Raw genomic sequence first — 25,965 nt, 5'->3', positions numbered from 1 at the left:
CTGTCTCAGTGCTACTGGTCGAGCACGAAAGGTGAGCTGTACTTGTCCACGTTGTCCTGGGTGACCAGGATGCAGTTGAACAGCTTCTTCTCATTCTCCAGGCCTGTTTCCCCGGTGTTGATGAAGGTATCGGCCAGGCGCACGGCTTCCTCGGCAAAGATGGCGACAGGCTGCAGTACGGTGTAGGCCAGTTCGCCGGACTTGATTGCCTCGATGGCATCCGGAGAGCCATCAAAACCACCGACCACGACGCCATCCAGGCGGCCAGACTCCTTGAGTGCAGCGATGGCCCCCAAGGCCATTTCATCGTTGCCGCTGATCACCCCCTGAATATCCGGGTTGGCCTGCAGCATGCTCTGCATCTTGTTATAGCCCTGGGTGCGGTCCCAGTTGGCTACGTCTCCAGCGACTCTGGTCAGGTCGGGGTACTGGCTGAGCACGGTTTCAAAGCCATTGGAGCGGGTCGCCGCATTGTTGTCGGAGGGTGCTCCTTTCAGTTCCACATAGTTGGCTTCATCGCCGACGCTTTCGACCCATTGCTGGGCCCCGATGGCTGCACCCTGGGCATTGTTGGAAACGAACTGCGCCTTGGCCAGCCCCTGTTGGTTGATTTCTGCATTGACGATGAATACGGGAATACCGGCATTCACTGCCTTGCGTACCGCGCCGATGGAACCGTCGGCATTGGCCGGATCGAGAATGATGGCCTTGGCCTGGTTGGTAATGGCGGTGTCGACCTGGTTGCTTTCCTTGTTGGTATCACCGACATGAGAGCTGACATGGGCCTGATAGCCGAGTTCCTCGGCCGTCTTCTTGGCCACCTCGCCTTCGGTGAACCAGTAGGGATTGGATGAGTCATTGACGATGATCGAGATCAGCCCCTTGTCCTGGGCACTGGCGGTACCCACCATCAGTGGGGTGGCAATGGCGAGAGCTGCGATCAGCAGACGCTTTCCTTTCATGAGCATAGCGATACACCTTCTGGTTTGTGGTTGTCAGTGGTCGTACACATGATGCAAGTGATGACAGTGGTCGAGGGGTCACGTTGCCTTGGCAGTCCGTGACGTTGCCTGACTACTGCCGTGGTGGGCATGTGTCGTTCCAGGTTCCTCGTCTTGTGGTGTCTTCTGCGAGGTGTCCTTGGACGAGTTCTTGGCCTTGCGGCCGCTGTACTGGACGCTGTTGAGCATGACGGCAAGCACAATGACAGTGCCGGTGAACACGGTTTGCCAGTAGGCCGACACACCGATGATCACCAGCCCATCGGAAAGGAAGCCGATGACGAAAGCACCCAGCAGAGTGCCGCGGATATTGCCGCGCCCGCCCGTCAGGGCGGCACCGCCGATGACCACGCCTGCGATGGCCGTCAGTTCATAGGTGGTGCCGGCAGTCGGGCCGGCAGAGGTCAACTGAGAGGACAGCACCAGGCCAGCCAGGGCTGCGCAAATGCCGGATAGCACGTAGACCGTGACCTTGACCTTCTTGACCGGCACACCGGACAGCTCTGCGGCACGGGCATTGCCTCCGGTGGAATAGACCCAGCGGCCGAAGGGGGTGCGATTCAGTGCCAGCATGCACAGGATGGCAACGGCAGCCAGTACCCAGACGCCTACCGGCACGCCCAGCAGGCGATTGAAACCGAGCCAGTCGAAGCCGGTATTGCCCAGGGCCGGGTCTCCGCTCAGGTTGTTGTAGGTGAGGCCATCGGTCATCAGCAGTGCAGCACCACGGGCGACATACAGCAGCCCCAGGGTGGCGACGAAGGCAGGCACCTTGAAATAGGCAATCAGCACGCCATTGATGGCACCGATGAAGGCGCCAAGCGCGCAGGTCAGGATGACCACAACCCACACCGGCGGATAGACCATCACGCCGAAAGCTTCGAAGGACACACCCTGCATCAGAAAGCCAGCGAAGACGCCTGCCAACCCCAGGGTCGAGCCCACCGAGAGATCGATGCCACCGGTCAGGATGACCAGCAGCATGCCGATGGACAGCAGGCCGAATATCGCCACATGGGACGACATGGTCAGGAAGTTGCTGGCGGAAAAGTAAACCGGCGATAGCGCGGAAAAAATGATGATGATCGCAATCAGGGCGAAGAAGGCGCGTCCATCAAGAAGCAGACGGGCCAGGTCGAAACCTTTCTGAGGGCGCGCCTGTGTCGTGGACGGTTTCGCGTGGGTTGCGGCTGGGCTGTTGTTGGACATTGTCTTGCACTCCGCTGATTCAAAGGTTCAGGCGGCCACGGACTCACCGGAGGCAGCCATGATCTGTTCCTTGGTGACGTCGGCCGAGAACTCGGCGACGATACTTCCGCGACTCATCACCAGGATGCGGTGGGCGATGCTCAGGCACTCGCCGACTTCCGAGGTGGAATAGAGCACGGCCAGGCCTTGCTGCCTGGCACCTTCGGCCAGCAGCTTGAACACTTCCGCCTTGGCGCCGATGTCGATGCCGCGGCTGGGTTCATCGAGCATCACCACGCGCGGATGCGTGGCCAGCATCTTGCCGATCACCACCTTCTGCTGGTTGCCTCCGGAAAGACTGCCGATCTCGGCGCTGCCACCGTCGGTCTTGATATGCACGTTGCGAATGGAGTCCTCGATCACTTCCATTTCCCGAGCCACGGAAGTGAAAAGCCCACGGGTGAAGGCGCCAATGCTGGCCAGCGACAGGTTTTGGCCCACTGGCATGGTCTGCACCAGACCATCGCGTTGGCGATCTTCCGGTACCAGTACCAGGCCCTGCTCGATACGCTGTGCGATGGTCAGCTGGGAGACATCGTGAGGGCCAAGCAGAACGCTGCCGCCACTGATGGGCATGCGTCCGGCGACGCTTTCGAGCAATTCGGTGCGTCCAGCACCCATCAGGCCGTAGATACAGACGATTTCTCCCGCGCGCAGGTCCAGTGACAGCTGGTTGACCAGGGCTCGATCAGGATTTGTCGGGTCGGTCACGCTGATGTCCTGCAGGGACAGGGCTATCTCGCCCATGTCGTAGCCACTGGGTGGAGAGCCAAGATCAAACCCTTCGCCCACCATGTTGCGCACGATCCACTCGAGGTCGATGTCCTGGCGCGGGGCGTAGGCCGTCATGCTGCCATCGCGCAACACGACAGCGTGGTCGGTGATCTGCAGTGCCTCTTCCAGGTGGTGAGAGATATAGACGATGGACACGCCGCGTTGCTTGAGGTCGGCGATGACCCGGAACAGCACTTCCACTTCCGAAGCAGACAGCGCAGAGGTGGGTTCGTCCATGATCAGGATGCGAGACTTGGTCGATAGCGCACGGGCAATCTCGACAATCTGCTGCTGCCCCAGGCGCAGTTCCTCCACTGGCGTCAGCGGATCTATCGGCTCGTCCAGCTCTTCCATCAGCAGGCGGGTCTGACGTTCTTCCTCGGCAAAGTCCACGCCCATGGGGCCGATCAGCTCACGTCCCATGAAGATGTTGTCGCGTACATTCAGGTTGGGTGCCAGGCTCAGTTCCTGGTGGATGATCGACACGCCATGGAGCTGGGCTTCGGTGGTGGAAGCGAAGTGCACCGGCTGGCCTTCGAGGAGAATGTCGCCGGAAGTGGGCTGCATGACACCGGAAAGAATCTTCATCAAGGTGGACTTTCCGGCACCGTTCTCGCCAAACAGCGTGGTGACCTGACCACGATGGATATCGAAGTTCACCGTCTTCAGGGCATGCACATTACCGAAGGATTTGGCGATGTTTCGTGCCGAGAGGATAGGGTCGCCGATCTTGCCTTCGTCGAGGAAAGAGGGCTGGGTCGAATCGTTCTGCTGTGGGTCGGTCAAGGATGCATGGGTCATGATCGAAGGCCTCACTGGAGTTCGAGACTGACCGGAGTGACGAGCCAGTTGTCTGGGTTGATCAACTTGAATACCCCAATGACGCTGATGCTCTTGCCGCTCAGGCTTGAGGTGTCAATGTCCGCCAGCAATTGCTTCTTCATCTCGTTGTTGATGGCAGATCCGGCGTTCTGATACTCGATCTGGTTGGTGAACTGGCCAAACTTGATGGTGCCGGTCGCATCGCGCAGGTCCGTGCCGTTGATGGCAGGGCCGGTCTGCAGACGAATGCCCAGGGAATCCGGCAGGCCTTCGACCTCGATGTTGTAGATACCGGACTTGCCTTCTCCGACGACGCCGTTGAATGACACCGGCATGACAGGACCGATATCGGTGGCGACACCGTATTGCTCGCTGGCGGCCTGCTGGTCTGTGCTGATGGCATTGGCCAGGGTGACGGCATCGACCGCGCGGGAACTGACATCGTCACGAATCAATGGAAACTGTTCGGCACCAAAGCTCTCGGCGGAAAAGCCTGCCTGGCGGCTATCTGCTTCGGAGCCGATTTTCACGATCTTGGTGTCCAGTGCCATGGCGCCAAGGAGCACGGCAACGATGGCGATTCCGACAACTCGCCGACGCTTCTTCGTGGGCAGCGGACTGAGACTGGCGTACGTGCTCATGTTGCGACCTCTGTTGTTATGAAATGAGTTATGAAATGAGTGATGGATTGGGTTGTCAGGTTCGCCAATGCATCCAGTTACTGAGGCTGAGCTGGATTTCAGACCCAGGATTACGCTGTGTTGGTCGTGGGCATATTGTGGGCACCGAAACGTGCACCCAATGCCCGGGTGGCGATATCCACCAAGCCTTCCGCCTGCCAGGCGCTACGGCCGATGAACAGGCCACCAATATCGTCCAGTGCGGCCAGTTCCTCGCAATTCTCGGCGTTGACGCTGCCTCCATAGAGCACGGTCAGCGGTTCACCCCGGGAGTTGGTCGGCAGTGACTGACGGATCTGGCGATGCATGTGGGCAGCATATTCGGCACTGGCTGGGACGCCGTTCTCGCCAATGGCCCATACGGGTTCGTAGGCAATCAACACCCGGTCCAGGTCATGGCCATCGACACCCGCCAGCGCCATGCGGCATTGGCGTACCACCGTTTCGGCAGCGGCGCCCAGGGCTTTTTCTTCGCTGGTTTCACCGACGCACAGCAAGGGGGTCAGCCCTTTGTTCAGGGCGGCGTGGACCTTGCGGTTCAGGTCGATATCGTTTTCCGCGAAGTACTCGCGTCGTTCGCTGTGGCCCAGCTCGACGATCGTGGCGCCGCAATCGGCGACCATGCCTGGCGAGACTTCGCCGGTAAAGGCGCCGCTCTCTGCCCAATGCATGTTCTGGGCACCAACTTTTATCGGACTGCCAGCGAGATCACGGCACACCTGGGCCAGGGCAGTGAAGGGCGGGATCACAAACCCTTGCAGGCGTGGATCATGGAAAATCCTGGCCTGGGCTATCTGTTCGACATAGTGGGCAGCCTCGCTCAGGTTCTTGTTCATCTTCCAGCTGGTGCCGATCCAAAATGTTGCGTTTGGCGTTGTCATGGGCAATCTCCGCTAATCAGTGGGCGAGTGACAGGCCGTATTCCTCGATCCAGCCCAGGGACTCGAGCGTGCTGGTGCGTGGGCTGTATTCCAGAGAAATCAGCCGGTCGAACTTGAGCCGTTCAAGTTCGGCAAACAGGTGGCGGTAGTTGATTTCCCCGCTGCCGGGTTCGTGGCGCCCAGGGTTGTCGGCCAGTTGAATGAAACCGATGCGATCGAGGTAACGATTCAAGGTGGCGGTCAGTTCCCCTTCAGAGCGCTGCATCTGATAGAAATCGTGCTGAATCATCAGGTTGGGGTGATCCACTTGTTCGAGCAGCGCAATGGCCTGGGTCGTATTGACCAGGGGATAGCCTGGGTGGGTGATCGGGTTGAGTGGCTCGACCAGCAGTGTGATACCCGCGTCCTGTGTGGCTTGAGCCGCGTAACGCAGGTTGTCGATCAAGGTGTGTTGCTGTTGCTGTGCAGAGGTTTGCCCATCGGGATAGCCCAGCGGACAGTTGAGCTGGCGACAACCCAGGCGCTGGGCTGTCGCAATGGTGCTGGAGACGCCTTGGCGAAACTCCTCGCTGCGCTGGGGCAGTACCGCGATGCCACGCTCTCCTGCTTCCCAGTCTCCGCCAGGCAGGTTGAAGTGGGCTATCTGGACACCGGCACTTTCTGCCGCCGCGCGGATGGTGTCGGTGTCTGTGCAGAATGGATAAGGGTTGTGGAACTCCACATAACGGAAACCGGCCTCGCGCGCCATGGCGAAGCGTTCCAGGAAAGGCACCTCAGTGAACATGAAGGTGAGGTTGGTGGCGAACTTGAGCATGGTGGTCTCCGTCCAGGGTTCCCCGTGCAGGTATGGATGATGGCGTTGACTCGCTATCAAAGATTCACTAACGTGATTTTTAACAGCCAATGAACAAAATTTCAAAGCAGCAGAAAAAAACGAGACTAAAGAACGTGAAACCGAGACCTGAAAACCATAGCGAAGCCGACTTGGCACTGCGTGCTGCGTGGCTGTCCTATGTAGGGGGTTATACCCAGGCCGATATTGCGGATCGCCTTGGGGTATCGCGGATGAAGGTCCACCGCCTGGTGGCCATGGCCCATGACATGGGCGCCGTGCAGGTCTTTATCGAAGGATCGCCGGAAGCCCTGATCCTCCTGGAGGATGGACTCAAGGAGAAGATGGACCTCGAAACTTGCATCGTGGTGCCGGAGCTGCCTGCCGAGGCAGAAAATGCCCAGGCCAATCTGGGGCGTGCTGCCGCGCATTACCTGAAATCTCGCCTGGAATCTGGGGGTGTGGACGTACTGGGTCTGGGCTGGGGGCGCAGTCTGGCAGAGATGGTCAATTGCCTGCCGGTGATGGATTGCTCCGCCGTACGCATGGTGCCAGTGCTCGGCAGCGTGGTGCGCAAGATGTCCCTCAACCCTTATGACGTCATCCACCGGCTGGTCGACAAGACCGGTGGCGAAGGCTATCTGCTGCCCGTGCCGCTGTTCGCCGATACCGCCCAGCATCGCGAAGTGCTGATGGCTCAGCGCAGTGTCCAGGATGTGATGGGGGTTGCTGTGCAGGCTGACTTGACCATGGTCGGGCTCGGTGCCGTACCGGACATGGGGCATTCGTTGTTGATGGAACTGGGGGAGATCGACGAGGCCGCCGCGGAGAGCCTGCGCGAAGCGGGAGCCGTGGCCGAGATCCTGGGCCAGTTTCTGGATGCGCATGGACAGCGTGTCGAGTGCGGCATCAATGAGCGTGCTCTGGGATTGTCCATGGAGCAACTCCGTCGCCACCACATCGTTGCGGTAGCCGGGGGAGAAGAGAAAGTCGAGGCGATCCGCGCAGTGCTGGCCAGCGGTCTGCTCAAGGGGTTGATCACCGACGAAGCCGTTGCTCGCCGGATTCTCGCCTCAGCAGACGCTTCATCAGACTCCCTATAAAGACCGGGGAGCGCCGAGAGCGCGACAGCAATGTCAGGCAGGCAACGATGCCAGGCAGGCAACGATAGTCATCAGCGTGACAGTCAGCAGAACGATAGCCATTAAGCGATAAAGACAACAACGACGACTAGAACGACGACAAAGAATGACAGCGATAAAAACAAGCGGGAGATACGCGCATGCCAAGCACAGTGCCAGCTTCGCTGGAAACCGATGTGATCATCGGCCTGGATGCCGGTACCTCGGTGATCAAGGCCGTGGCTTTTGATGGCCAGGGCAAGGAACTGGCCAAGTCTCAATGCAGTAATCAGCTTCATCAGTCCGCTTCGGGCGGGGTGGAGCAGAGCCTTTCCGGCACCTGGGATGCCGCCTTGACCACGCTCACCACATTGCTCGGGGAGCATCCGCAACTGGTGCCTCGCCTGGCAGCCATTGCCGTGACCGGTCAGGGCGATGGCACCTGGATGATCGACGCCGAAGGTCATCCTGTGGGGAATGCCTTGCTCTGGCTCGACAAGCGTTCCAGCGACATCGTTGCCCACTGGCGTGCCACGCGGACTGGCCCCGAAGCCTATCGGCGCACGGGAACAGGGCTCAACCAGTCACTGCAGAGCGGCCAACTGGCCTGGCTCGAGACACATCATCCTGAGCAGATGGCCAAGGCCGCCACGGTCTTCCACTGCAAGGACTGGCTGTACTTCTGTCTCACTGGAGAGCGTGCCACCGATCCGGCGGAAGCGCTGTGGACCTATGGCGACTACCGTAGTGGCGACTATAGCGAAGAGGTGCTGGAAGGCTTCGGCCTGTCCCGCTATCGCGACCTGTTGCCTCCCATCGTCGATGGCAGTCAGGAGCATGCTGCGCTGAATGCTGACGTGGCCCGAGCCATTGGCGTACGAGCGGGGCTTCCGGTGGTGCTGGCGCCGGTGGACATGCTGGCTACGGCATTGGGTGCCGGTGTCTATGAGCCGGGCAAGCGTGTGGCCTGCAGCATCATCGGCAGCACCGGGGCGCATCTCACCGTGCGCGAGGACATGCGTGATGTCGTGCTCAGCAACCAGTCCTGCTACACCATGCCCTGTGTGGCGCCGCAAACCTGGGTTCAGCTGTGCTCGAACATGGCGGCGACGCTCAATCTTGAATGGTTCCTCAAGGGCTTGAACGAGATGCTCGAGGCCCTGGGGGAAACTCCGCTCAATGCGGAGGGTCTGCTGCCGCGCCTGGATGATGCTCTGGCCCGCACGGAACCAGGGCGGGTCATCTACCACCCTTTCATAAGTACCAATGGTGAGCGGGGTCCATTCTTCAACCCCCGCGCCCGGGCCCAATTCCTGGGGCTCGACAGTGGTACGCATCAGTTGCATATGGTGCGTGCCATCTATGAAGGCGTCGCTTTTGCTGCCCGTGATTGCTATCACGCACTGGAAGCACACCCGGAGGAGCTGCGTCTGACCGGGGGTGCGGCACGCTCCCGGACGCTATGCAGCATCCTTGCTGCTGTCATGGGGGTACCGGTGCGGACATTGACCCGGGATGAAACGGGGGCGGCGGGAGCCGCCATGGTGGCCAGCCTTAGTTTGGGCCATCACCGCACTCTGGCGGATGCCTGCCAGACCTGGGTGACGCCGTTCCTGGCAGAAGAAAGGGTCATGCCTGATCCCGACCTGCAGAACCTTTATGAGCGCATGTTCGGTGTCTATCGCCGTTCCTATGCCAATGCCGATGGTTTCTGGCGCCATTTCGAGCGCGTTACTGCCGAGTTTTAGAACCGGATGTGCGTCCGGAAGGAGACATGTGGATGAGCGAACAAGATCCTCTCTATGACCTGCTGGTGATCGGCGGAGGCATCAACGGTGCGGGTTTCGCCCAGGATGCGGCAGGGCGAGGGCTCTCCGTGGTGTTGTGTGAAAAGGACGACCTGGCCCAGGGCACCTCATCACGTAGCGGAAAGCTGGTGCATGGCGGGCTGCGTTACCTGGAATACTACGAGTTTCGACTGGTGCGGGAGGCCTTGCGAGAGCGCAGTGTGTTGTTGAAGAAAGCGCCACATATCATCTGGCCGATGCGTTTCGTGTTACCTCATAGCCCCGAACAGCGCCCCGCCTGGCTGATTCGCGCAGGCCTGTTTCTCTACGATCACCTGGGGGGCAAGGATGACCTGTTGCCCGGCAGTCGCAGTCTGAACATGCTGCGCTGCCCCGAAGGCCAGGCGATCAAGGACGATTTTCCCAAGGGCTTTGAGTATGCGGACTGCTGGGTCGATGATGCTCGGCTGGTGATACTCAACGCCCTGGATGCCCAGCGCCTAGGGGCCAAGGTTCATACCCGTGCGTCCTGTGCTTCTGCCGTGCGTCAGGGCGACTACTGGCAGGTCGAACTGAGCTGCCGTCATCCTGACGGAGGTCTCGAATCAAATGGAGAGACCATTCGGCTACGCGCCAGAGCGGTGATCAATGCTGCGGGACCCTGGGTGGATCAGGTGCTCAAGGGAGCCCTGGGTAACGTAGACAAAGTCGATGCAGGCGAAGTTAGTGCAGGCGAAGTTAATACAGGCAAAGTTAATATAGACAAGGGCAATGCAGACAAAGGGCGTGTGGACAAGAGCGAAGCCGACAGAGATCGCGTCAAGCTGGTCAAGGGCAGTCACATCATTGTGCCCAAGCGCTATGCCACCGCAAACTCCTACCTGCTGCAGAACGATGACAAGAGGGTGATTTTCGTCAATCCCTACGAGGGCGACAAGCTTCTGGTAGGCACCACGGATATTGTCTATGAAGGTGATCCGGACAAGGTGGCGATCGATGACAATGAAATCGACTACCTGCTGGGGGTGGTCAACCGCTACTTTGCCGAGCCATACAGCCGTGACGATATCCTCGACAGCTTCTCCGGCATTCGTCCCTTGTTCGATGACTCGCGGGAGAACCCCTCGGCGGTGACTCGGGATTATGTCTTCGATATCACCGATGAAGACGGTAAAGCGCCACTGTTGTCAGTGTTCGGCGGCAAGATCACGACCTATCGCAAGCTGGCAGAGCATGGCCTGGAAAAACTGCGCCCCTATTTCCCGGAGATGGGCGAGGCCTGGAATGACGCTTCTCCTTTGCCCGGCGGCGACATGCCCGGGGCTGATTTCGACGCCTTTCTTGCTGGTCTGGAACATGATTACCCTTGGCTTGAGCATGCCACGCTCAAGCGTTATGCGCGCCTGTATGGCACTATCGCCCGGCAGATTCTGGGGGAAGCCAAGGGCTATGAGGACCTCGGGGAGCAGCTCGGGGCGGATCTATACGCGCGGGAAGCACGCTACCTGATGGAGCAGGAGTGGGCTTGCACGGCAGAAGACATGCTTGAGCGGCGCACCAAGCTGTACCTGGTAATGAATGATGAAGAGGTTGCCCGGGTCAGGGCTTGGGCGAAAGCACAGAAAAGTGCGGCTGATAGGGTAACGATAAAGGAGAAAAGGCGCGTGGTCAGTGAATAACCTTTACGCCTTCTTTTGCGCCGCAGGGGTTACCCCTGCGGCGCCGTTTTTCAGGTGTACCGAAAAGTAACCCGAGCTTGTATCACACGAACAGCTGCTGGAGCTTGCGCTGGTTTTCCAGCGTCAAGGCGCAGGCATCGGCGGCTTCACGTCCCTTGACCACAAAGTGCTCGTGGAAGAACTCGGTGTGCACGGCATGCTCATGGAAGTGGTGGGGAGTCAGCACCACGGAGAGCACCGGGACTTCGGTGTCGAGCTGGACCTTCATCATGCCGTCGATGACTGCCTGGGCGACGAAATCATGACGATAGATACCGCCATCCACGACGAAGCCGGCGCCAACGATGGCGGAATAACGGCCGCTCTTGGCCAGCATCTTGGCCTGAAGCGGAATCTCGTAGGCACCAGCAACGCTGAATACATCGACCTGGGAAGCGTCGATGGCATGCTTTTCGGCCAGGGTGGCAATGAAGGATTCCCGTGCACGGCCGACGATATCGTCATGCCAGCTGGCCTGGATGAAGGCGATGCGGGGAGTTTGACTAGCATTAGGCTGATTCATGGTTTTTCCTCTACAAATCACCAGAATCAGGGCAAGCGGACGCCGACGCTGACACCGCCTGTCCAGGCAATGCCAAGCGTTTGCTACCGTTCTCTTCCATCCGGACTATCACCGTCGGCTTCGGATTCTCACCGAATCTGCTGACCCCTTCCGCCAGTTCATCATGGTGGCAGAAGGGCGCTCGCGGGCTGACTCTCTGGCGCGCTTGAAGTGGCGCCGTTCGAGAGATCACCGCCGGTGGGGACTTTCACCCCGCCCTGAGAACTTATGTCGCCAAGCTGAGTGCATAAACTCTGTTTACGAGTCATGCCAACGAGCTTATTGACCCATTTGCCGCACATATTGCGACGCACCACATTCTAAAGAGTGTGCCAGTTCGCGTCGAGTCTCTTGCTATCAGTCTGCGCCAAGGAGGCTCAGCTCACTAGGGCTAGCGCCTTTTTCACTACATTCTCGACGCTGAAGCCGAAGTGCTTGAACAGTTCGCCCGCTGGGGCGGATTCACCGAAGGTGGTCATGCCCACGACATCGCCATCGAGGCCGACGTATTTGCTCCAGTAGTCGCGGTGGCTGGCCTCTACGGCCAGGCGTGCACGTACCGCGTTAGGCATTACAGATTCGCGGTAGCCAGCATCCTGCTGATCGAACACATCGCAGCAAGCCATCGACACCACGCGCACTGCACGGCCTTGCTTTTCCAGTTCGGCCGCAGCGTCCATGGCCAGGGTCACTTCGGAACCGGTGGCAATCAGGATCAGCTCCGGCTTGCCCTGGTGTGTATCGGCCTCGTGCTTGAGCACATAGCCACCGCGCTGGATGTCGGCCAATTGCTGCTTGGTGCGCGGCTGATGCGGCAGGTTCTGGCGCGACAGGATCAAGGCGGTGGGGCCGGATTGACGCTTGATGGCCGCCCCCCAGGCCGCGGCGGTCTCGGTGGCATCGCAGGGACGCCAGGTGCTGAGATTTGGTGTTGTGCGCAGGCTGGTCAGTTGCTCGATGGGCTGGTGAGTCGGGCCGTCTTCACCCAGACCAATGGAATCATGGGTGAACACATAGATGGCCTGCTTGCCCATCAGCGCCGCCATGCGCACGGCGTTGCGCATGTATTCCATGAAGATCAGGAAGGTCGCGCCATAGGGGATGAAGCCACCATGCAGGGCGATGCCATTCATGATCGCCGCCATGCCGAACTCGCGTACCCCGTAGTGCAGGTAGTTGCCGTCGAAAGCGCCTGCGGCGGGGTTTTGGGAAGAACCTGCGGCAGGATGTGTAGAAAGCTCGCCAGTGATGGCCTTGGCGCCGTTCCAGAACGTCAGGTTGGACGGTGCCAGGTCAGCACTGCCACCGAGCAGCTCGGGCAGGGCCGGGCCCAAGGTGTTGAGGCAGTTGAGCGAGGCCTTGCGTGAGGCGATGCTTTCCGCGTCGTCCTGAGCCTTCTGCAGCATGGCCTCGGTAGGCAGTTCGCTGGGCAGTTTGCCCTGCATGCGGCGCAGGAATTCCTTGGCCAATTCCGGGTGCGCTTCGGCGTAGCGGTCGAAGCGGGTCTGCCAGGCCTCTTGGGCCGCCCGGCCTTTCTCCAGGGCATCCCAGGCTTGGTAGATCGGCTCGGGGATATGGAAGGGCGCATGGGGCCAATCGAGCTGTTCACGTGCAGCGGCGACTTCGGCCTCGCCCAGCGGCGAGCCATGGCAATCTTCCTTGCCCTGCTTGTTGGGTGCGCCGAAACCGATCACGGTCTTGCAGATGATCAGGCTGGGGCGGTCGTCCTGAGTCCGGGCCATGTCGATGGCGGCCTTGATCTCTTCCGGCTTGTGGCCATCGACAGCAGGCACCACGTGCCAGCCGTAGGCTTCGAAACGCTTGGCCGTGTCGTCGGTGAACCAGCCTTCGACTTCGCCATCGATGGAGATGCCGTTGTCGTCATAGAAGGCGATCAGCTTGCCCAGCTTGTGGGTTCCGGCCAGGGAAGCCACTTCGTGGGAAATGCCTTCCATCAGGCAGCCATCGCCGAGGAAGCAGTAGGTGTAGTGATCGACGATGTCATGGCCAGGGCGGTTGAATTGAGCGCCGAGGGTGCGTTCGGCCATGGCCATGCCGACGGCATTGGCCAGGCCCTGGCCGAGAGGGCCGGTGGTGGTTTCGATGCCACCGGCGTAGCCGTATTCGGGGTGACCGGCGGTCTTGGCATGGAGCTGGCGGAAGTTCTGCAGCTCTTCGAGGCTCATGTCCTCATAGCCGGTCAGATGGAGCAAGGAGTACAACAGCATGGAGCCGTGGCCGTTGGACAGCACGAAGCGGTCACGATCGGCCCACTTGGGATCGTTCGGGTTGTGGACAAGGTAATCGTTCCACAGCACTTCAGCGATGTCAGCCATACCCATGGGGGCGCCAGGGTGGCCGGAGTTGGCCTTCTGGACGGCATCCATGGATAGAGCGCGAATGGCATTGGCAAGCTGGAATCGAATCGTCATGGGAAATCCATTGTCTTGAGCTACGAGCTACGAGCTACGAGCTACGGGCTACGGGCTACGGGCTACGAGCTACGGGCTACGGGCTACGGGCTTCGAGCTACGGGCTTCGGGCTTCGAGCTACGGGCTTCGAGCTTCGAGCTACGGGCTTCAAGCGGCACTGGACTGCTCGTTACTCGCAGCTCGATGCTCGCGGCTTGTGTTCATGGCTTACGGCTTCGCGAGTCGTTCTGCGATCAGGGCTTCGAGTTTGCTCTGGTCTTCGGCAAAGCGGCGAATGCCGTCGGCAAGGCGGTCCACGGCCATGGCATCGGCGTTGTGGTGCCACAGGAAGTCGCTGTGTCCGATAGGTTGAGCAAGCGGTGAGAAGGGCTCGGTGGAGGGGATGGCCCGAGCGGCATTGCCCTGGCTGGAGGCCAGCTGCTCCAGCAGTTCCGGCGCAATCGTCAGTCGTGGGCAGCCAGACAGAGCCAGGACCTGCTCCACGCTACGGAAGCTGGCGCCCATCAAGACAGTGGAGTAGCCACCGCTGCTGGCGCGTTGGCATACGCTGCGCACGAAGCGCACGCCGGGATCTTCGTCAGCCTGGAATGTCTTGCCTGTGGCCTGCTTGTAGTAATCACTGACCCGGCCAACAAAGGGAGAAATCAGGAACACGCCTGCATCGAAACAGGCCTGAGCCTGGGCATCGCTGAACAGCAGGGTCAGGTTGCACTGAATACCTTCCTTCTCCAGCACCTCCGCTGCACGAATACCCTCCCAGGTGGAGGCCAGCTTGATCAGTACCCGATCACGCCCAATGCCTCGCTGCTGATAGCGCTCGATCAGTTCGTGGGCCTTGCGAATGCTGGCCTGGGTATCGAAGGAAAGCCGTGCCGAGACTTCGGTGGAAATGCGACCAGGGATGTGGGCGGCAATCTCGCTGCCCATGGCAACGGACAAGTGATCCACCGCCCGGCTTGCCCTGTCCGCCAGAGTGCCACTGTTGTCTATCTGGCCGAGAACGTCATTGATCAGCTCTTGATAGCCGGGGAGCTTGAAGGCCTTGAGGATCAGCGATGGGTTGGTGGTGGCATCCTGCGGCTGATAACGCTTGATGGCGTCGAGGTCGCCGGTGTCGGCGACAACGAGGGAATGCTGGCGCAGGGCATCGAGGCATGACATGGCAGAGACTCCTTGTGTGGGAATCTGATCATCTCCTGATCAAATGAATAGCGTGTTGGCCTGAGAGAGTCAAAGAATAATGCACGAATGATCTGGTTGTGATCATTAGACCAAAGGTGTAATTGTCCAGCGTTTATGAAGATGTTGTGGTTATATGATTGTTTTTAAACGATTCTAAGTGAGGTTGGTTGCTGCGTAGCAGGTGTGGAGGCTGCTCTCTTTCACTGTTCTTTTGTGCAACAGGTTTTACATATGTTCGTCTGGTGATACTTTGAGCATATGTTCGGCAGGATCCGAGACGTTCACCGGAGGAGAAACCCTATGTCTGATACTGCGTCTTCCTTGAAGGTTGCCATTGGTGGTGATGAGGCGGCCTTCGCTCTCAAGGAAATTCTGATTGCGCATATGCAGGAGCAGGGCTACCAGGTTGAAGATTTTGGTACCTTCAATGCTGAGCCGATCCTGTACCCCGATGTGGCCATCGAGGTGGCGACTGCGATCAAGGAAGGGCGCTTCGATCGCGGCGTGCTGGTATGCGGCACGGGCATTGGCGTGGCGATTTCGGCCAACAAGGTGCCAGGCATTCGTGCGGCCCAGGCTCACGATACGTATTCGGCGGGCAAGGCTCGTACCAGCAATGATGCCCAGATCGTGACGCTGGGGGCTCGAGTCGTAGGGCCGGAGCTGGCCAAGGATATCGTCACCACCTTCCTCGGCAAGTCATTTCCGGGTGGGCCATCCGCCGAGAAGGTCGCCAAGATTCATGAATATGAAGAGCGTCTCGCGGGGCCTTCTTCATCAGGAGCACCTTCACCAGAGGCATAAGTTTGCGGGTGCTACAGCTCTTCAGGAATAAGGTTCTTCAGTAATACGCTTCTTCAGTGACGCCATGCCCATGACATGGCGTCCATGACACAAAAAAGCATTGGCCACCTGCAGCCAGGTTCGGCAGCCGCTCTGTCCAGGGGGAATATCCCATGACCATTCTGTACAACGATCCCAGTGATTTTCCTGAACAGGCCCGCCTGGGGCTGGTGGCCGCTCATCGCGACAAGCTGATGGCGGTGTACGGCGGCGTCGTGCGCAGCACGCGTAGCAAACCGGGTAGTGTGGCTGTCGTCATTGGCGGTGGCAGTGGCCATTATCCGGCTTTTGCCGGCCTTGTCGGGCAGGGGCTGGCTCACGGAGCGGCCATGGGCAACCTGTTTGCATCACCCTCGGCCCAGCAGGTCTATTCCGTGGCCAAGGCTGCTGATAACGGCGGTGGTGTGCTGCTGACCTTCGGCAATTATGCCGGTGATGTATTGCACTTCGGCCAGGCGCGAGAACGTTTGATTGCAGAAGGCATTCCCTGCGAAATCGTCACTATTACAGACGATGTGGCCAGTGCATCACTGGAAGAGTTCGACAAGCGTCGGGGGATCGCAGGTGATCTGACGGTGTTCAAGGCCGCTGCAGCAGCAGCAGAGGCTGGTGCCTCGCTTGAGCAAGTAGTGGCAGTGGCCGAGGAAGCCAATCGCCGGACGCGCTCCTTCGGTGTGGCATTCGATGGGTGTACGTTGCCAGGGGCGGAAGACGCGCTATTCCATGTGCCAACGGGCAGGATGGCCATCGGACTGGGGATTCATGGTGAGCCTGGTGTCAGCGAGCAGGATATTCCCACGGCGGATGGTCTTGCCGAGGCCCTGGTGTCGCGCCTGCTTGAGGAGGTGCCGGCAGGCATCGAGCGTGAGGGTGCTCGGGTGGTTCCCATCCTCAATGGGCTTGGTACGGTCAAGTATGAAGAACTGTTTGTCGTCTATCGGCGTGTCGATGAATTGCTGCATGAGGCGGGCCTGACCATCATCGAGCCAGAGGTAGGGGAAATGGTCACCAGTCTCGATATGGCCGGTGTGTCGTTGACCCTGTTCTGGCTGGATGATGAGATGGAACAACGATGGAAAGCGCCTGCCGACACTCCGGCCTATCGCAAGGGCAGTGTGGCGGCGGCTGAGGCGCTGGATCCTGCCGAACTGGAAGCGATGGAGCGACAGGAAATACCGCCTGCCAGCGAGGCATCCAGGCAGTTGGCCAAAGGCGTGGTATCTGCCCTGGAAACGCTGGTGGCCACTGTCGATGCGCATGCGGAAGAGCTGGGGCGCATCGACTCCATAGCGGGTGATGGCGATCATGGCATCGGTATGCAGCGAGGCAGCAAGGCATGTCTCGAGGCGGCCCGAGAGGCCCTGGCAGAAGGCGCTGGTGCGCAAACGGTGCTGTCGTTTGCTGCTGAGCGCTGGGCTGATCGGGCAGGCGGAACTTCCGGTGCGATCTGGGGTGTCATTCTGTCTTCCATCGGTGAGGCCTTGGGTAATGACCTTCCGCTCAATGTCGATCGCCTGGTGCGAGGGGTGTCTGCTGCCAGTGATAACGTCATGAGCTTCGGCAAGGCGGTGCCCGGAGACAAGACACTGGTAGACGTGCTGGTGCCTTTTGCCGAGGCCGTGGCGGAACATGCTGCTGATGGTGTCGCGGTGACCTGGGAGCGAGCGGCTCAGCGGGCGGAAGAAGCGGCCCAGGCGACTGCGGAACTGCTGCCCAGGGTAGGGCGTGCTCGGCCCCTGGCGGAAAAGAGCCTCGGCACGCCAGATGCAGGTGCTACATCACTGGCGTTGATTGTCACGGCGCTGGTGCCGGTGATTCAGCGCTGCTCGTGAGTGTTACTTCAGGGTGTGCTTCAAAGCATTGCCGGCATTTCATCGAGTCATCGGGCTGGATTAGTCGGGTGGGATTTAGTCAGGCAGGTTTTTCAGACTGAGCTTTCTGACTGAGTTTTCAGACAGGTTTTTTCAGACTGAGAGGTATCCGCTCAGGTTATGCTAAGGTGACGCGCTGAAAGCCAGGTCGGGAACACAACATGAATGAGCGTCAGGACTCCGCCGATATCGCTTTGTACGTGACTCTATCCACGTCTGCTCAAGCGTGCACTCGTGGCAGTGGGGAACAGCGTCAGGAGCCTGGTCATCTGCATGATGGGCAATGGCGGCTTGGGTGCGGTGCTGATCACCCTGCGTCTGTGCCATCGGCGGTCGGCGCTGCGTCTGTGAGAGCGAAACACTGTATGCACCGGCCCTGGTGCAGAACAGCGAGCTGCGTGATGCGTTGTATGAGAATTCTACTGTGCGCCAGACTCTGGATCGTGCACGCCGGGCTGATATTGCCCTGATCGGCGTGGGCGATGTCAGCGAGAACAGCAATATGGTGCGCATGGGCTGGTTCACGCCTCAGGAAATCGCCGAGGCGCGTTTGTCAGGCACGGTCGGCGACATGATGGGCTATGACTTCATCGACATCCATGGTCGTCCCTCCGTGACTCCGATGCAGGGGCGCGTCATCGGCCTTAATATCCAGGACCTGACCCGCATTCCCGACGTGGTCGCCATTGCCAGCGAGCACACCAAGGCAGTGGGTATTCTCGGTGCCTTGCGCACCGGCGTGATTGACACCCTTGCCACTAGCGCGACCAATGCCCATACCATCATTCGCCTTGATGAAGCCACTCAGAGGGGGGAAGAGGTGGAGCTGGGGTAGTTGTGTTTTCCTGCCTGTGGTCAATAACCTCTGTAAGTGTCGTTGCTGTCTCGTTCAAGACTATTCACAGTTGACTGTGACGGCTTTGGCAATGCCATGGCTCGTGAATGAAGAATAAGTCGGATCAATAACTTCATGCGTGAGCACAGATATTCGTCTGAACTTGGTGCCGAGGAAGAGATTATTCAGTGGCGAGGAAAACTTGTTCCGAGGCTTTCATGACATTATTTGGCTTGCCGTGTAGCCCAGTGAAGGTGTCGTCACAATAACCAATACTTCGAGACCTGTTGGTGACATGGTCGAGAAAATTATTGCATATGGCTTGTTTTAAAGGATGCCTATGATTAATTTCGCAGGGAAGTTTCTACGAGTTTTAGTGCTGGGTGCTGTTTTGATAGTGCCTTTTTCGGTTGTGGCTGATGAGGCGGGTTTGCTTGAAAAAGCAGCAACGGCTTATACCAGTGCAGGAACTCTCGATGGCAATGACGCGAAGGAAAAGCTGATCGAAGCCAGGCAAGTATTGAAAGAGCTTATTGAGACTTACCCTGGCAGCGTATTCGCCAAGACGCTGGCAGAAGGTGGCGAGCTGGAAGTGGCCGATGGAAATATACTGTCACTTGATATCATCCAGCAGGACCTGTGTGCAATTGATGGCTTTGATTGTGTTATCCGGATGGCGATTGACGAGTCTCACGAGCTGAAAGGTGATTTATATAAGGTTCGTGGTCTTGTGGGTATCGTAAAGCTACAGGAAAAGGCCGGGCAATTGGATTCGGCGGCTGAGACGCTTGAAGACATCGAGGGAATTGTGAGCGCTATGCCTGCTGGCATGTCAAAGCTTGAAGCTTTGGACTATACCGCGGAAGCGTATGCCTTGGTGGGGAAAAAAGAAGCCCTGAGTAGAATACTTGATGATGCGACCGAAATTCAGGGCCGGGTGTCGAATGATATAGAACGGTCCGCTGCACTGAATTATATAGTGAGTATTCAGGTCGAGGCCGGCCAGTTGAATGAGGCACTCTCAACTTCAGAACAGATATCAAATGGTAGGTTTAAGCTTTACGCACTTTACTCTATCGGGAAAGGGCTGGTTGAAGCGGGCCGGTTATCTGATGCATTTTCAGCTGTCGCTCGGATGCCGGACGATCTAAAACAGTTGAAGTACGATGCTTTTATGCGTGTTGCGAAGGCTCAGGCCGAAGCGGGCCAGGTTGCTGAGGCGTTCTCAACGGCAGAAGCGATATCGGATGATGCGGTGAAGTCTTATGTGTTTACCGTCATTGCATTGGCTCAAGCTGAAGCGGGTGGAGAGGGTGCGGTTGATACTGCCTTTAGCAATGCTGAAAAAGCCGCGCAGGCTATAGCAGATGGCAAGGATAAGTCATCCATGCTTGCCGTTATTGCAAAAGCCCAGGCTGAAGCAGGGCGAGAGGATGCTGCAGATGCAACATTTGCGGCTGCTGCACAGAGCATTGACGCCATTGGGAATGATGAGTCCAGGCTGAGTAGTCTTCTGGAGCTCGCAAAGGCGCAGGCTGAAGCAGGTAGAGAAGAAGCGGCTGATGCAACATTTGCGGCTGCCTCAGAGGTGGCGTATTCCCTTGAAGATGGCTATGGAAAGCTGGATAGTTTTTCAGCCCTTGCTATTGCCCAGGCCATGGTGGGGCGAGAAAATGCCGCGAATGAGGCATTGGCTGAGGCTGAAAAGGTTGCCCAGCGTGTGACGTATATTAACTTCAGTCCCAGTCAAGTGCTTGTTGCCATCGCTACTGCCCAGGCTGAAAAGGGGCAGAAAGATGCGGTTAGCACAACGTCTTCGTCTGTCATAGCGATGGCGAAATCCATTGCTGATGATAGTACCAGGAACAGTATTCTATTGGACGTTTCTGAAGTGCAAGCCAAGGTAGGCCTGCTTGGTGAGGCACTCTCCACTGTGCAAATGATGGATATTAGTGAAGCCAAGTTTCATGCTTTGAGCAGGGTCGCCGAGACGCTTCTCGATCAACCGCAGTGAGATCCGTCCGGGATAATGATGAAACATAGGCTCTAGCCCCTCTGGGCAGCACTGTCGATGATAGGCGCTGCTTGCCAGCATCCAGCCACCGCTCAGGTGGCTTTTGTTTTTCTTTCCCTTCCTTTTGTTGATCTTCCCGGCCTTCCCGTTGTTGGTTTTGGTGCGCTTTTTGCTGTTCGTGCGTCCGTGCGCATCGCCGGTTGCTGAGCAGTGAGCACGCAGCGTATCCGCCTGTTTCGTGTGAGTTGATCTGATTGGTCAACAAATTTATTTCTATCTTCAGTGAATGTGCTTTCTATTGAAATAAAAGGGATTTTTGCAAGAATTTATAATAAAAACATGTTGTTAGTGTGTTCGTTGTGCATAGACCAAAGTGGCATTTTTAATTTCCCTCAACGAGGCTACCTTGAATTGGTCAACCAATTTAGAGGGATGTCCAATGAATGCCTCGTTGTCAGATAGTGACGCCAAGGACATTGAAAAGCTGAAGCAGCATGCCTATCGCATTCGGCGCAATGCGCTGCTGATGGGAGAGGTTCAGGGGCAGGGCTATGTCGGCCAGGCGCTGGGTGTGGCTGATGTGTTGGCCGTTGCCTATTTTCAGGCGCTCAAGTTCAAGGCCGATGACCCTGAGTGGGAAGGCCGTGATCGCTTTCTGCTGTCCATCGGCCATTACGCCATTGCGCTGTATGCCGCATTGATTGAAGCGGGAATCATCAGTGAGAGCGAAATCGAGAACTACGGCAGTGACGACAGCATCCTGCCCATGTCAGGCATGGCAGCTTATACCCCTGGCATGGAGATCACCGGTGGGTCTCTGGGGCATGGCCTGGGCATCGGGGTAGGGATGGCGCTGGGGCTGAAGCGCAAGAACAGCACCTCACTGGTCTACAACCTGCTGTCGGATGGCGAGCTCAACGAGGGCTCTACCTGGGAGGCGGCGGCTTCCGCTGGCCATTGGCAGCTGAACAACCTCATCGCCATTGTCGATGTGAATGATCAGCAGGCCGATGACAAGTCCTCGACAGTGCTCAACTACGAGCCGATTGCCGATAAATGGGCCGCTTTCGGTTGGGAAACCTGGCGCGTGGATGGCAACGATCTTGGCGCCTTGATGCACGCCTTCAGTGCTGCCATTGGCAGTTCGTCCGACAAGCCCCGCGTCATTATCTGCGACACCTTGATGGGGTGTGGCGTACCGCTGCTCGAAACTCGTGACAAGACGCACTTCATTCGTGTGGATGAAAACGAGTGGAGCCTGGCGCTGGAGCAGCTGGACGAAGTCTACGGGATCAAGTGAGGAGAGCAGAGATGGCGGCCAAGAAGAAACTGAAAACTTCGGCAATGATTGCATCCATTGCCGCAGAAGGGCAGCCGACGACATCGGCTCCATTCGGGCATGCGTTGGTGGAAGCCGCGCGCGATAACGACAAGATTGTCGGGATGACAGCGGACCTGGGCAAATATACCGACTTGCATATTTTCGCCCAGGAGTTTCCTGAGCGCTTCTATCAGATGGGCATGGCAGAGCAGCTGCTGATGAGCGCTGGCGCGGGCATGGCTCGTGAAGGCTTTATTCCGTTCCTCACGACCTACAGCGTGTTTGCTTCTCGTCGCGCCTACGACTTCATCTGCATGGCGATTGCTGAAGAGCGCCTCAACGTCAAGATCGTCTGTGCATTGCCAGGCCTGACCACTGGCTATGGACCGAGCCACCAGGCGACGGAAGATATCGCCATTTTCCGCGGCATGCCTAACCTGACCATCATTGACCCCTGTGACGCGATTGATATTCAGCAATCGGTCGCTGCCATGGTCGAGTTCGATGGGCCTGTCTACATGCGCTTGCTGCGCGGAAAGGTGCCCAATGTTCTGGATCGTTTCGATGACTATCGCTTCGAAATTGGCAAGGCCAAGCGCCTGATTGATGGCGGGGATGCGCTGATCATTTCATCCGGCCTCATGACCATGCGTGCCGTGGAAGCTGCGGATGAGTTGTTGGAAAAGGGCATCAAGGTAACGGTGGTTCACTGCCCGACCATCAAGCCTCTGGATGGGCAGACAATTGTGGATGAAGTGCGCCGTCACAGTGGCAAGCCTGTCTTCGTTGCAGAGAACCATTCCGTGGTAGGCGGCCTGGGAGAGTCTGTTGCCGCGCTGCTGATGCGCAGCAAGCTCAACGCAAATCTCGAACAGATTGGGTTGCCGGATGAGTTCCTGGAAGCCGGTGCCTTACCCACGCTTCACGACCGCTACGGAATTTCTACAAAGGAAGTCGTGAAAAGAGTGGAAGCCTCCGTTAGAGGATAGAGCTTGTATCAGGCTTTTGTGAAATGTCGGGCTGTAATCGGTTAGAGGTAAGTTGAGAAGGGTAAATGGTGTGTTGAACTTATAGGTGATGTGCTTTCTGCGAAATTGTTGTCTTGTTTTAAATCTGAAGTGTTTTATCTGTAGGCGGTTTGATTTTTTGTAGGTGGTAAGTGGGTGTTTAAGATCGATATTCAAGAATAAATATACAAGAGCAGTGGAAAATAGGAGCTACTGTCATGAAATTGATCAGCAGTATGTTAATTGCCAGCTCAGTGCTTGTCGGTTCATCAGCATTTGCAGCCCAGACGTTTCAAATGGCGCACAATGCCGCTGAAGGAAACCCTAAGTGGGAGGCCTCCGAGAAGTTCGCCCAATTGGTGGAAGAAGGAACCAATGGCGAGATCAAGATTGATGTGGGAGGGAATGCGCAATATGGAGATGATGTAGAAGCGCTGACCCAGATGCGTCTGGGAACCTTGGCATTCAGTGCCAATTCCCAGGGAACGACATCCTCAGTGGTCCCGCAGTTTGCAGTTCTCGGCCTGCCTTTTCTGTTTGACTCCCTGCCGGATGCGTGGCGAGTCATGGATGGAGAAGTCGGAGATGAGCTGAAAAAGATGGCTGAAGAAAAGGGCCTGGTGTTACTGGCACTTTGGGATAATGGCATCCGAAACGTCAGTAATAACAAACACCCTATCAATGAACCGAGAGACCTGAAAGGACTCAAGATCCGCACTCCACCAGATGAAATGACAGTGGATATCTTCGAGTCTCTGGGTGCCAATCCAACACCCATGAATTTTTCCGAGTTATATATCGCTCTGCAGCAGGGTGTGGTGGATGGCCAGGAAAATCCACTGATGAATATCTATTCATCCAAACTGCATGAGGTACAGAAATACATCTCCATGACGGGGCATAAGTATGAGTCCACCCCGGTGCTCATGAGCAAGATGGTATGGGACACCCTATCCCCTGAGTACCAGGCAGTGATTGTGGACGCTGCTGAGCAGGCAGGGGAATTCAATCGCCAGGCATCGCTCGCGGCGGATGAAGAGCTTCGCGGCAAGATGGAAGAGACTGGGGTCAAGTTCAATGACATCGATAAGCCCGCTTTTGTCGAGGCGACTGCTGGTGTGTATGACGCCTGGCGTGAGAAGTATCCAGAACTCGTCGACCTGGTCGTGAAGGAAGCCCGTGGTGACGCTCAGTGAGCGGGAGGTGGCAGTGATGAAGCTCTCCGAGGAGAGCCGCATCAGTGAAGTGGCTGCGGTCGCTTCACTGATGCTGGGCTCGAAACAACTGATCTATCAGGTCGCCAGATGGGGTGCCATCGTCTCTATTGTGGTCATGTTCCTGGCACTCATGGCCGGAGTGATCGTGAGATATGTGCTGTCGACCAACCTGGGCTGGGTGGCCGAGGTTCCCAATCTGTTTTTCCCGTGGTTGACCATGTGCGGCATTGTCGCGGCCGCTGCCAGAAATGAGCACATCGGCGTCGAGATCGTGATTGCGCGCCTGCCGGCATCGATGAAGCTGCTCGTGACCCTGGCCGTTGATGGCCTGGCGCTGGTGGCCTTCTCGACCATGGCCTTCCATGGGCTGAATGTCATTGAGATCGCTGGCGGCCAGCGCTTGCCCATCACGCATATTGCCATGTCGTGGGCGTACTGGTCGGTGGTGATCGGCTTTGCTGCCTTGGCCTTGGTGGCGTTGATCAACATTGGGTTGCTGCTGACCGGGCACTCCGAGTCCCAGGTATCCCATGGGGAGGAAGGGCTATGACCATCAATATGTTGCTTGGCTTCATCATCTTCATGCTGTTGGCCATGCCGGTGGGGTACTCCCTGGTCATCAGTGGTTGGGCGGCACTTTCCGTGTTTGGCTCCCTGCCATCCAGCATGGCGGTCATGAAGATCTTTCAGCCGACGCAAAGCTTTCCCTTGCTTGCCATTCCCTTTTTCATCCTCTCCGGCAGCCTGATGATGTCCGGCAAGCTGGGGCAGAAGCTGGTTGGCCTGGCTTCGATGCTGGTCGGCAAGTATCACGGTGGCCTGGGGCAGGTCTCCGTCGTTGGTTCCACCATCTTCGGTGGTGTATCCGGCTCATCTGTTGCCGAGGCTTCTGCGCTGGGCTCAATGTTGATTCCGTGGCAGAAGAAGGAAGGTTATCCAGGCGCCTTTGGTGCGGCAGTGACGTCTTCTTCATCGGTGATTGCCGGACTGATGCCGCCTTCGATTCCTTTGATCCTGTTCGCGGTGGTATCGAACTCTTCGATTGCCTCGCTGTTCATCGCGGCCGTGATACCGGCGCTGCTGCTGGCCTTCGGCATGATGGCGGCCTGTTACTTCACCGGCAAGCGCAGGGGCTTTCCACGCCTGCAGATGAAATACACTCGGGCCCAGGTGTGTTCGACCATCCTCGGTGCCTTGCCTGCCCTGATGATGCCGGTGTTCATCCTGGTGCTGCTGCGAGCCGGTATTGCGACGCCCACGGAAGTCAGCATCATCGCCGTGGCATACGCCATCGTGGTCAGTTCACTGCTCTATCGGGACCTGACTGGTGCCCGGGTCATGGCGGCTCTCACCAATACGGTGATCACCACCGGTGTGGTCATGCTGATCATCGCGGCGGCCAATATCATCGGCTATATCCTGACATCCGGTGGCGTCCCTCAAGCGGTGGCCAACTGGGCGGTGGAGTATCTCAAGCATCCCTTGTTGATCATTCTGGCCATTAACCTGTTGCTGCTGTTCATCGGTATGTTCCTGGACCTGCCGGCTGCCATTCTGCTGCTGGGCCCGACCCTGGTGTCCATTGCCAATGCCATCGGCCTGGACCTGGTGCAACTGGGCATCATGATGTGCGTCAACCTCAGTATCGGTCTGTTCACACCGCCCATAGGAACCACGCTGTTTGTTGCCTCGGCTATTGCCAAGGAGCGGATTGGCACGGTGGTCAAGGAGCTCGTACCGTTCTATCTGGTGGCTCTCATCGTGTTGCTGCTGGTGTCCTACGTTCCTGCCCTGATCATCTACTGAGGAAGCTGAC

21 protein-coding genes and 1 riboswitch are annotated in these 25,965 nt (G+C 57.8%); of the genes, 12 read left to right on the top strand and 9 right to left on the bottom strand.

Annotation, left to right across the window (positions count from 1 at the left end; genetic code table 11):
• Positions 1 to 11: 11 nt before the first annotated feature.
• From E4T21_RS17690 to E4T21_RS17665, 6 genes are all read right to left on the bottom strand, one after another.
• Positions 12 to 968 carry a D-ribose ABC transporter substrate-binding protein gene (locus tag E4T21_RS17690; protein WP_149286288.1) on the bottom strand — a complete coding sequence of 319 codons (957 nt, stop codon included), beginning with the start codon at positions 966 to 968 and terminating at the stop codon, positions 12 to 14.
• A gap of 72 nt (positions 969 to 1,040) precedes the next feature.
• The gene (locus tag E4T21_RS17685; protein ID WP_149286287.1) at positions 1,041 to 2,210 is read right to left on the bottom strand and encodes an ABC transporter permease; all 1,170 of its coding nucleotides are present in this window, start codon (positions 2,208 to 2,210) and stop codon (positions 1,041 to 1,043) included.
• Positions 2,211 to 2,237: 27 nt separating this feature from the next.
• Positions 2,238 to 3,824: a sugar ABC transporter ATP-binding protein gene (locus E4T21_RS17680; protein WP_149286286.1), complete on the bottom strand. Its 1,587-nt coding sequence runs from the start codon at positions 3,822 to 3,824 to the stop codon at positions 2,238 to 2,240.
• 11 nt (positions 3,825 to 3,835) lie between these two features.
• Positions 3,836 to 4,486 carry a DUF2291 family protein gene (locus E4T21_RS17675; protein ID WP_149286285.1) on the bottom strand — a complete coding sequence of 217 codons (651 nt, stop codon included), beginning with the start codon at positions 4,484 to 4,486 and terminating at the stop codon, positions 3,836 to 3,838.
• 110 nt (positions 4,487 to 4,596) lie between these two features.
• Complete coding sequence (locus E4T21_RS17670) at positions 4,597 to 5,406, bottom strand: triose-phosphate isomerase (protein WP_149286284.1); 810 nt, start codon at positions 5,404 to 5,406, stop codon at positions 4,597 to 4,599.
• A 16-nt stretch (positions 5,407 to 5,422) separates the two neighbouring features.
• Positions 5,423 to 6,220 (bottom strand): hydroxypyruvate isomerase family protein, encoded by a 798-nt coding sequence (locus tag E4T21_RS17665; protein ID WP_149286283.1) that lies wholly within the window; start codon positions 6,218 to 6,220, stop codon positions 5,423 to 5,425.
• 134 nt (positions 6,221 to 6,354) lie between these two features.
• Between E4T21_RS17665 and E4T21_RS17660 the strand changes: the two genes are divergently transcribed.
• The 3 genes from E4T21_RS17660 to E4T21_RS17650 all read left to right on the top strand — a co-directional run bounded on the left by E4T21_RS17660 (position 6,355) and on the right by E4T21_RS17650 (position 10,825).
• A complete protein-coding gene (locus tag E4T21_RS17660) occupies positions 6,355 to 7,341 on the top strand; it encodes a sugar-binding transcriptional regulator (RefSeq protein WP_187775033.1) in 987 nt (328 codons plus the stop codon).
• Positions 7,342 to 7,520: 179 nt separating this feature from the next.
• Complete coding sequence (locus E4T21_RS17655; protein ID WP_149286281.1) at positions 7,521 to 9,107, top strand: FGGY-family carbohydrate kinase; 1,587 nt, start codon at positions 7,521 to 7,523, stop codon at positions 9,105 to 9,107.
• A 32-nt stretch (positions 9,108 to 9,139) separates the two neighbouring features.
• Positions 9,140 to 10,825 carry a glycerol-3-phosphate dehydrogenase gene (locus tag E4T21_RS17650; RefSeq protein ID WP_149286280.1) on the top strand — a complete coding sequence of 562 codons (1,686 nt, stop codon included), beginning with the start codon at positions 9,140 to 9,142 and terminating at the stop codon, positions 10,823 to 10,825.
• 82 nt (positions 10,826 to 10,907) lie between these two features.
• Here the strand turns inward: E4T21_RS17650 and E4T21_RS17645 are convergent, their stop codons facing one another.
• The 3 genes from E4T21_RS17645 to tal form a co-directional block, all read right to left on the bottom strand.
• Positions 10,908 to 11,387, bottom strand: a complete 480-nt coding sequence (locus tag E4T21_RS17645) for a 6,7-dimethyl-8-ribityllumazine synthase (protein ID WP_149286279.1) — start codon at positions 11,385 to 11,387, stop codon at positions 10,908 to 10,910.
• Positions 11,388 to 11,471: 84 nt separating this feature from the next.
• Positions 11,472 to 11,656, bottom strand: a riboswitch (FMN riboswitch).
• A 147-nt stretch (positions 11,657 to 11,803) separates the two neighbouring features.
• Positions 11,804 to 13,858, bottom strand: a complete 2,055-nt coding sequence (gene tkt / locus E4T21_RS17640) for a transketolase (protein ID WP_149286278.1) — start codon at positions 13,856 to 13,858, stop codon at positions 11,804 to 11,806.
• Positions 13,859 to 14,066: 208 nt separating this feature from the next.
• Positions 14,067 to 15,020 carry a transaldolase gene (gene tal, locus E4T21_RS17635; protein ID WP_149286277.1) on the bottom strand — a complete coding sequence of 318 codons (954 nt, stop codon included), beginning with the start codon at positions 15,018 to 15,020 and terminating at the stop codon, positions 14,067 to 14,069.
• A gap of 321 nt (positions 15,021 to 15,341) precedes the next feature.
• On the opposite strand from tal, the gene rpiB reads away from it, so the two are divergent.
• The 9 genes from rpiB (at position 15,342) to E4T21_RS17590 (ending at position 25,955) form a co-directional block, all read left to right on the top strand.
• A complete protein-coding gene (rpiB, locus tag E4T21_RS17630; RefSeq protein ID WP_149286276.1) occupies positions 15,342 to 15,845 on the top strand; it encodes a ribose 5-phosphate isomerase B in 504 nt (167 codons plus the stop codon).
• A gap of 152 nt (positions 15,846 to 15,997) precedes the next feature.
• Complete coding sequence (locus tag E4T21_RS17625) at positions 15,998 to 17,716, top strand: dihydroxyacetone kinase family protein (protein WP_149286275.1); 1,719 nt, start codon at positions 15,998 to 16,000, stop codon at positions 17,714 to 17,716.
• A 418-nt stretch (positions 17,717 to 18,134) separates the two neighbouring features.
• Entirely contained in the window at positions 18,135 to 18,590 is a 456-nt protein-coding gene (locus E4T21_RS17620; RefSeq protein WP_240349211.1) for a sugar-binding domain-containing protein, read from the top strand.
• A 340-nt stretch (positions 18,591 to 18,930) separates the two neighbouring features.
• Positions 18,931 to 20,604, top strand: coding sequence for a hypothetical protein (locus tag E4T21_RS17615; RefSeq protein WP_149286274.1), 1,674 nt, complete (start codon positions 18,931 to 18,933; stop codon positions 20,602 to 20,604).
• Between the two features lie 439 nt (positions 20,605 to 21,043).
• Positions 21,044 to 21,904: a transketolase gene (locus tag E4T21_RS17610; RefSeq protein ID WP_149286273.1), complete on the top strand. Its 861-nt coding sequence runs from the start codon at positions 21,044 to 21,046 to the stop codon at positions 21,902 to 21,904.
• A gap of 11 nt (positions 21,905 to 21,915) precedes the next feature.
• Positions 21,916 to 22,914 carry a transketolase family protein gene (locus E4T21_RS17605; RefSeq protein WP_149286272.1) on the top strand — a complete coding sequence of 333 codons (999 nt, stop codon included), beginning with the start codon at positions 21,916 to 21,918 and terminating at the stop codon, positions 22,912 to 22,914.
• 236 nt (positions 22,915 to 23,150) lie between these two features.
• Complete coding sequence (locus tag E4T21_RS17600) at positions 23,151 to 24,128, top strand: TRAP transporter substrate-binding protein (protein ID WP_149286271.1); 978 nt, start codon at positions 23,151 to 23,153, stop codon at positions 24,126 to 24,128.
• Positions 24,115 to 24,699 carry a TRAP transporter small permease gene (locus tag E4T21_RS17595; protein WP_149286270.1) on the top strand — a complete coding sequence of 195 codons (585 nt, stop codon included), beginning with the start codon at positions 24,115 to 24,117 and terminating at the stop codon, positions 24,697 to 24,699. The genes E4T21_RS17600 and E4T21_RS17595 overlap by 14 nt, the downstream gene beginning before the upstream one ends.
• The gene (locus E4T21_RS17590; RefSeq protein ID WP_149286269.1) at positions 24,696 to 25,955 is read left to right on the top strand and encodes a TRAP transporter large permease; all 1,260 of its coding nucleotides are present in this window, start codon (positions 24,696 to 24,698) and stop codon (positions 25,953 to 25,955) included. The genes E4T21_RS17595 and E4T21_RS17590 overlap by 4 nt, the downstream gene beginning before the upstream one ends.
• Positions 25,956 to 25,965: the final 10 nt, after the last annotated feature.

The sequence above is a fragment of the Halomonas binhaiensis genome (assembly GCF_008329985.2).
Lineage (GTDB): Bacteria > Pseudomonadota > Gammaproteobacteria > Pseudomonadales > Halomonadaceae > Halomonas > Halomonas binhaiensis.
The sequence above is the reverse complement of the archived record's forward strand: the minus strand, read 5'-3'. Positions and strand labels throughout refer to the sequence as shown.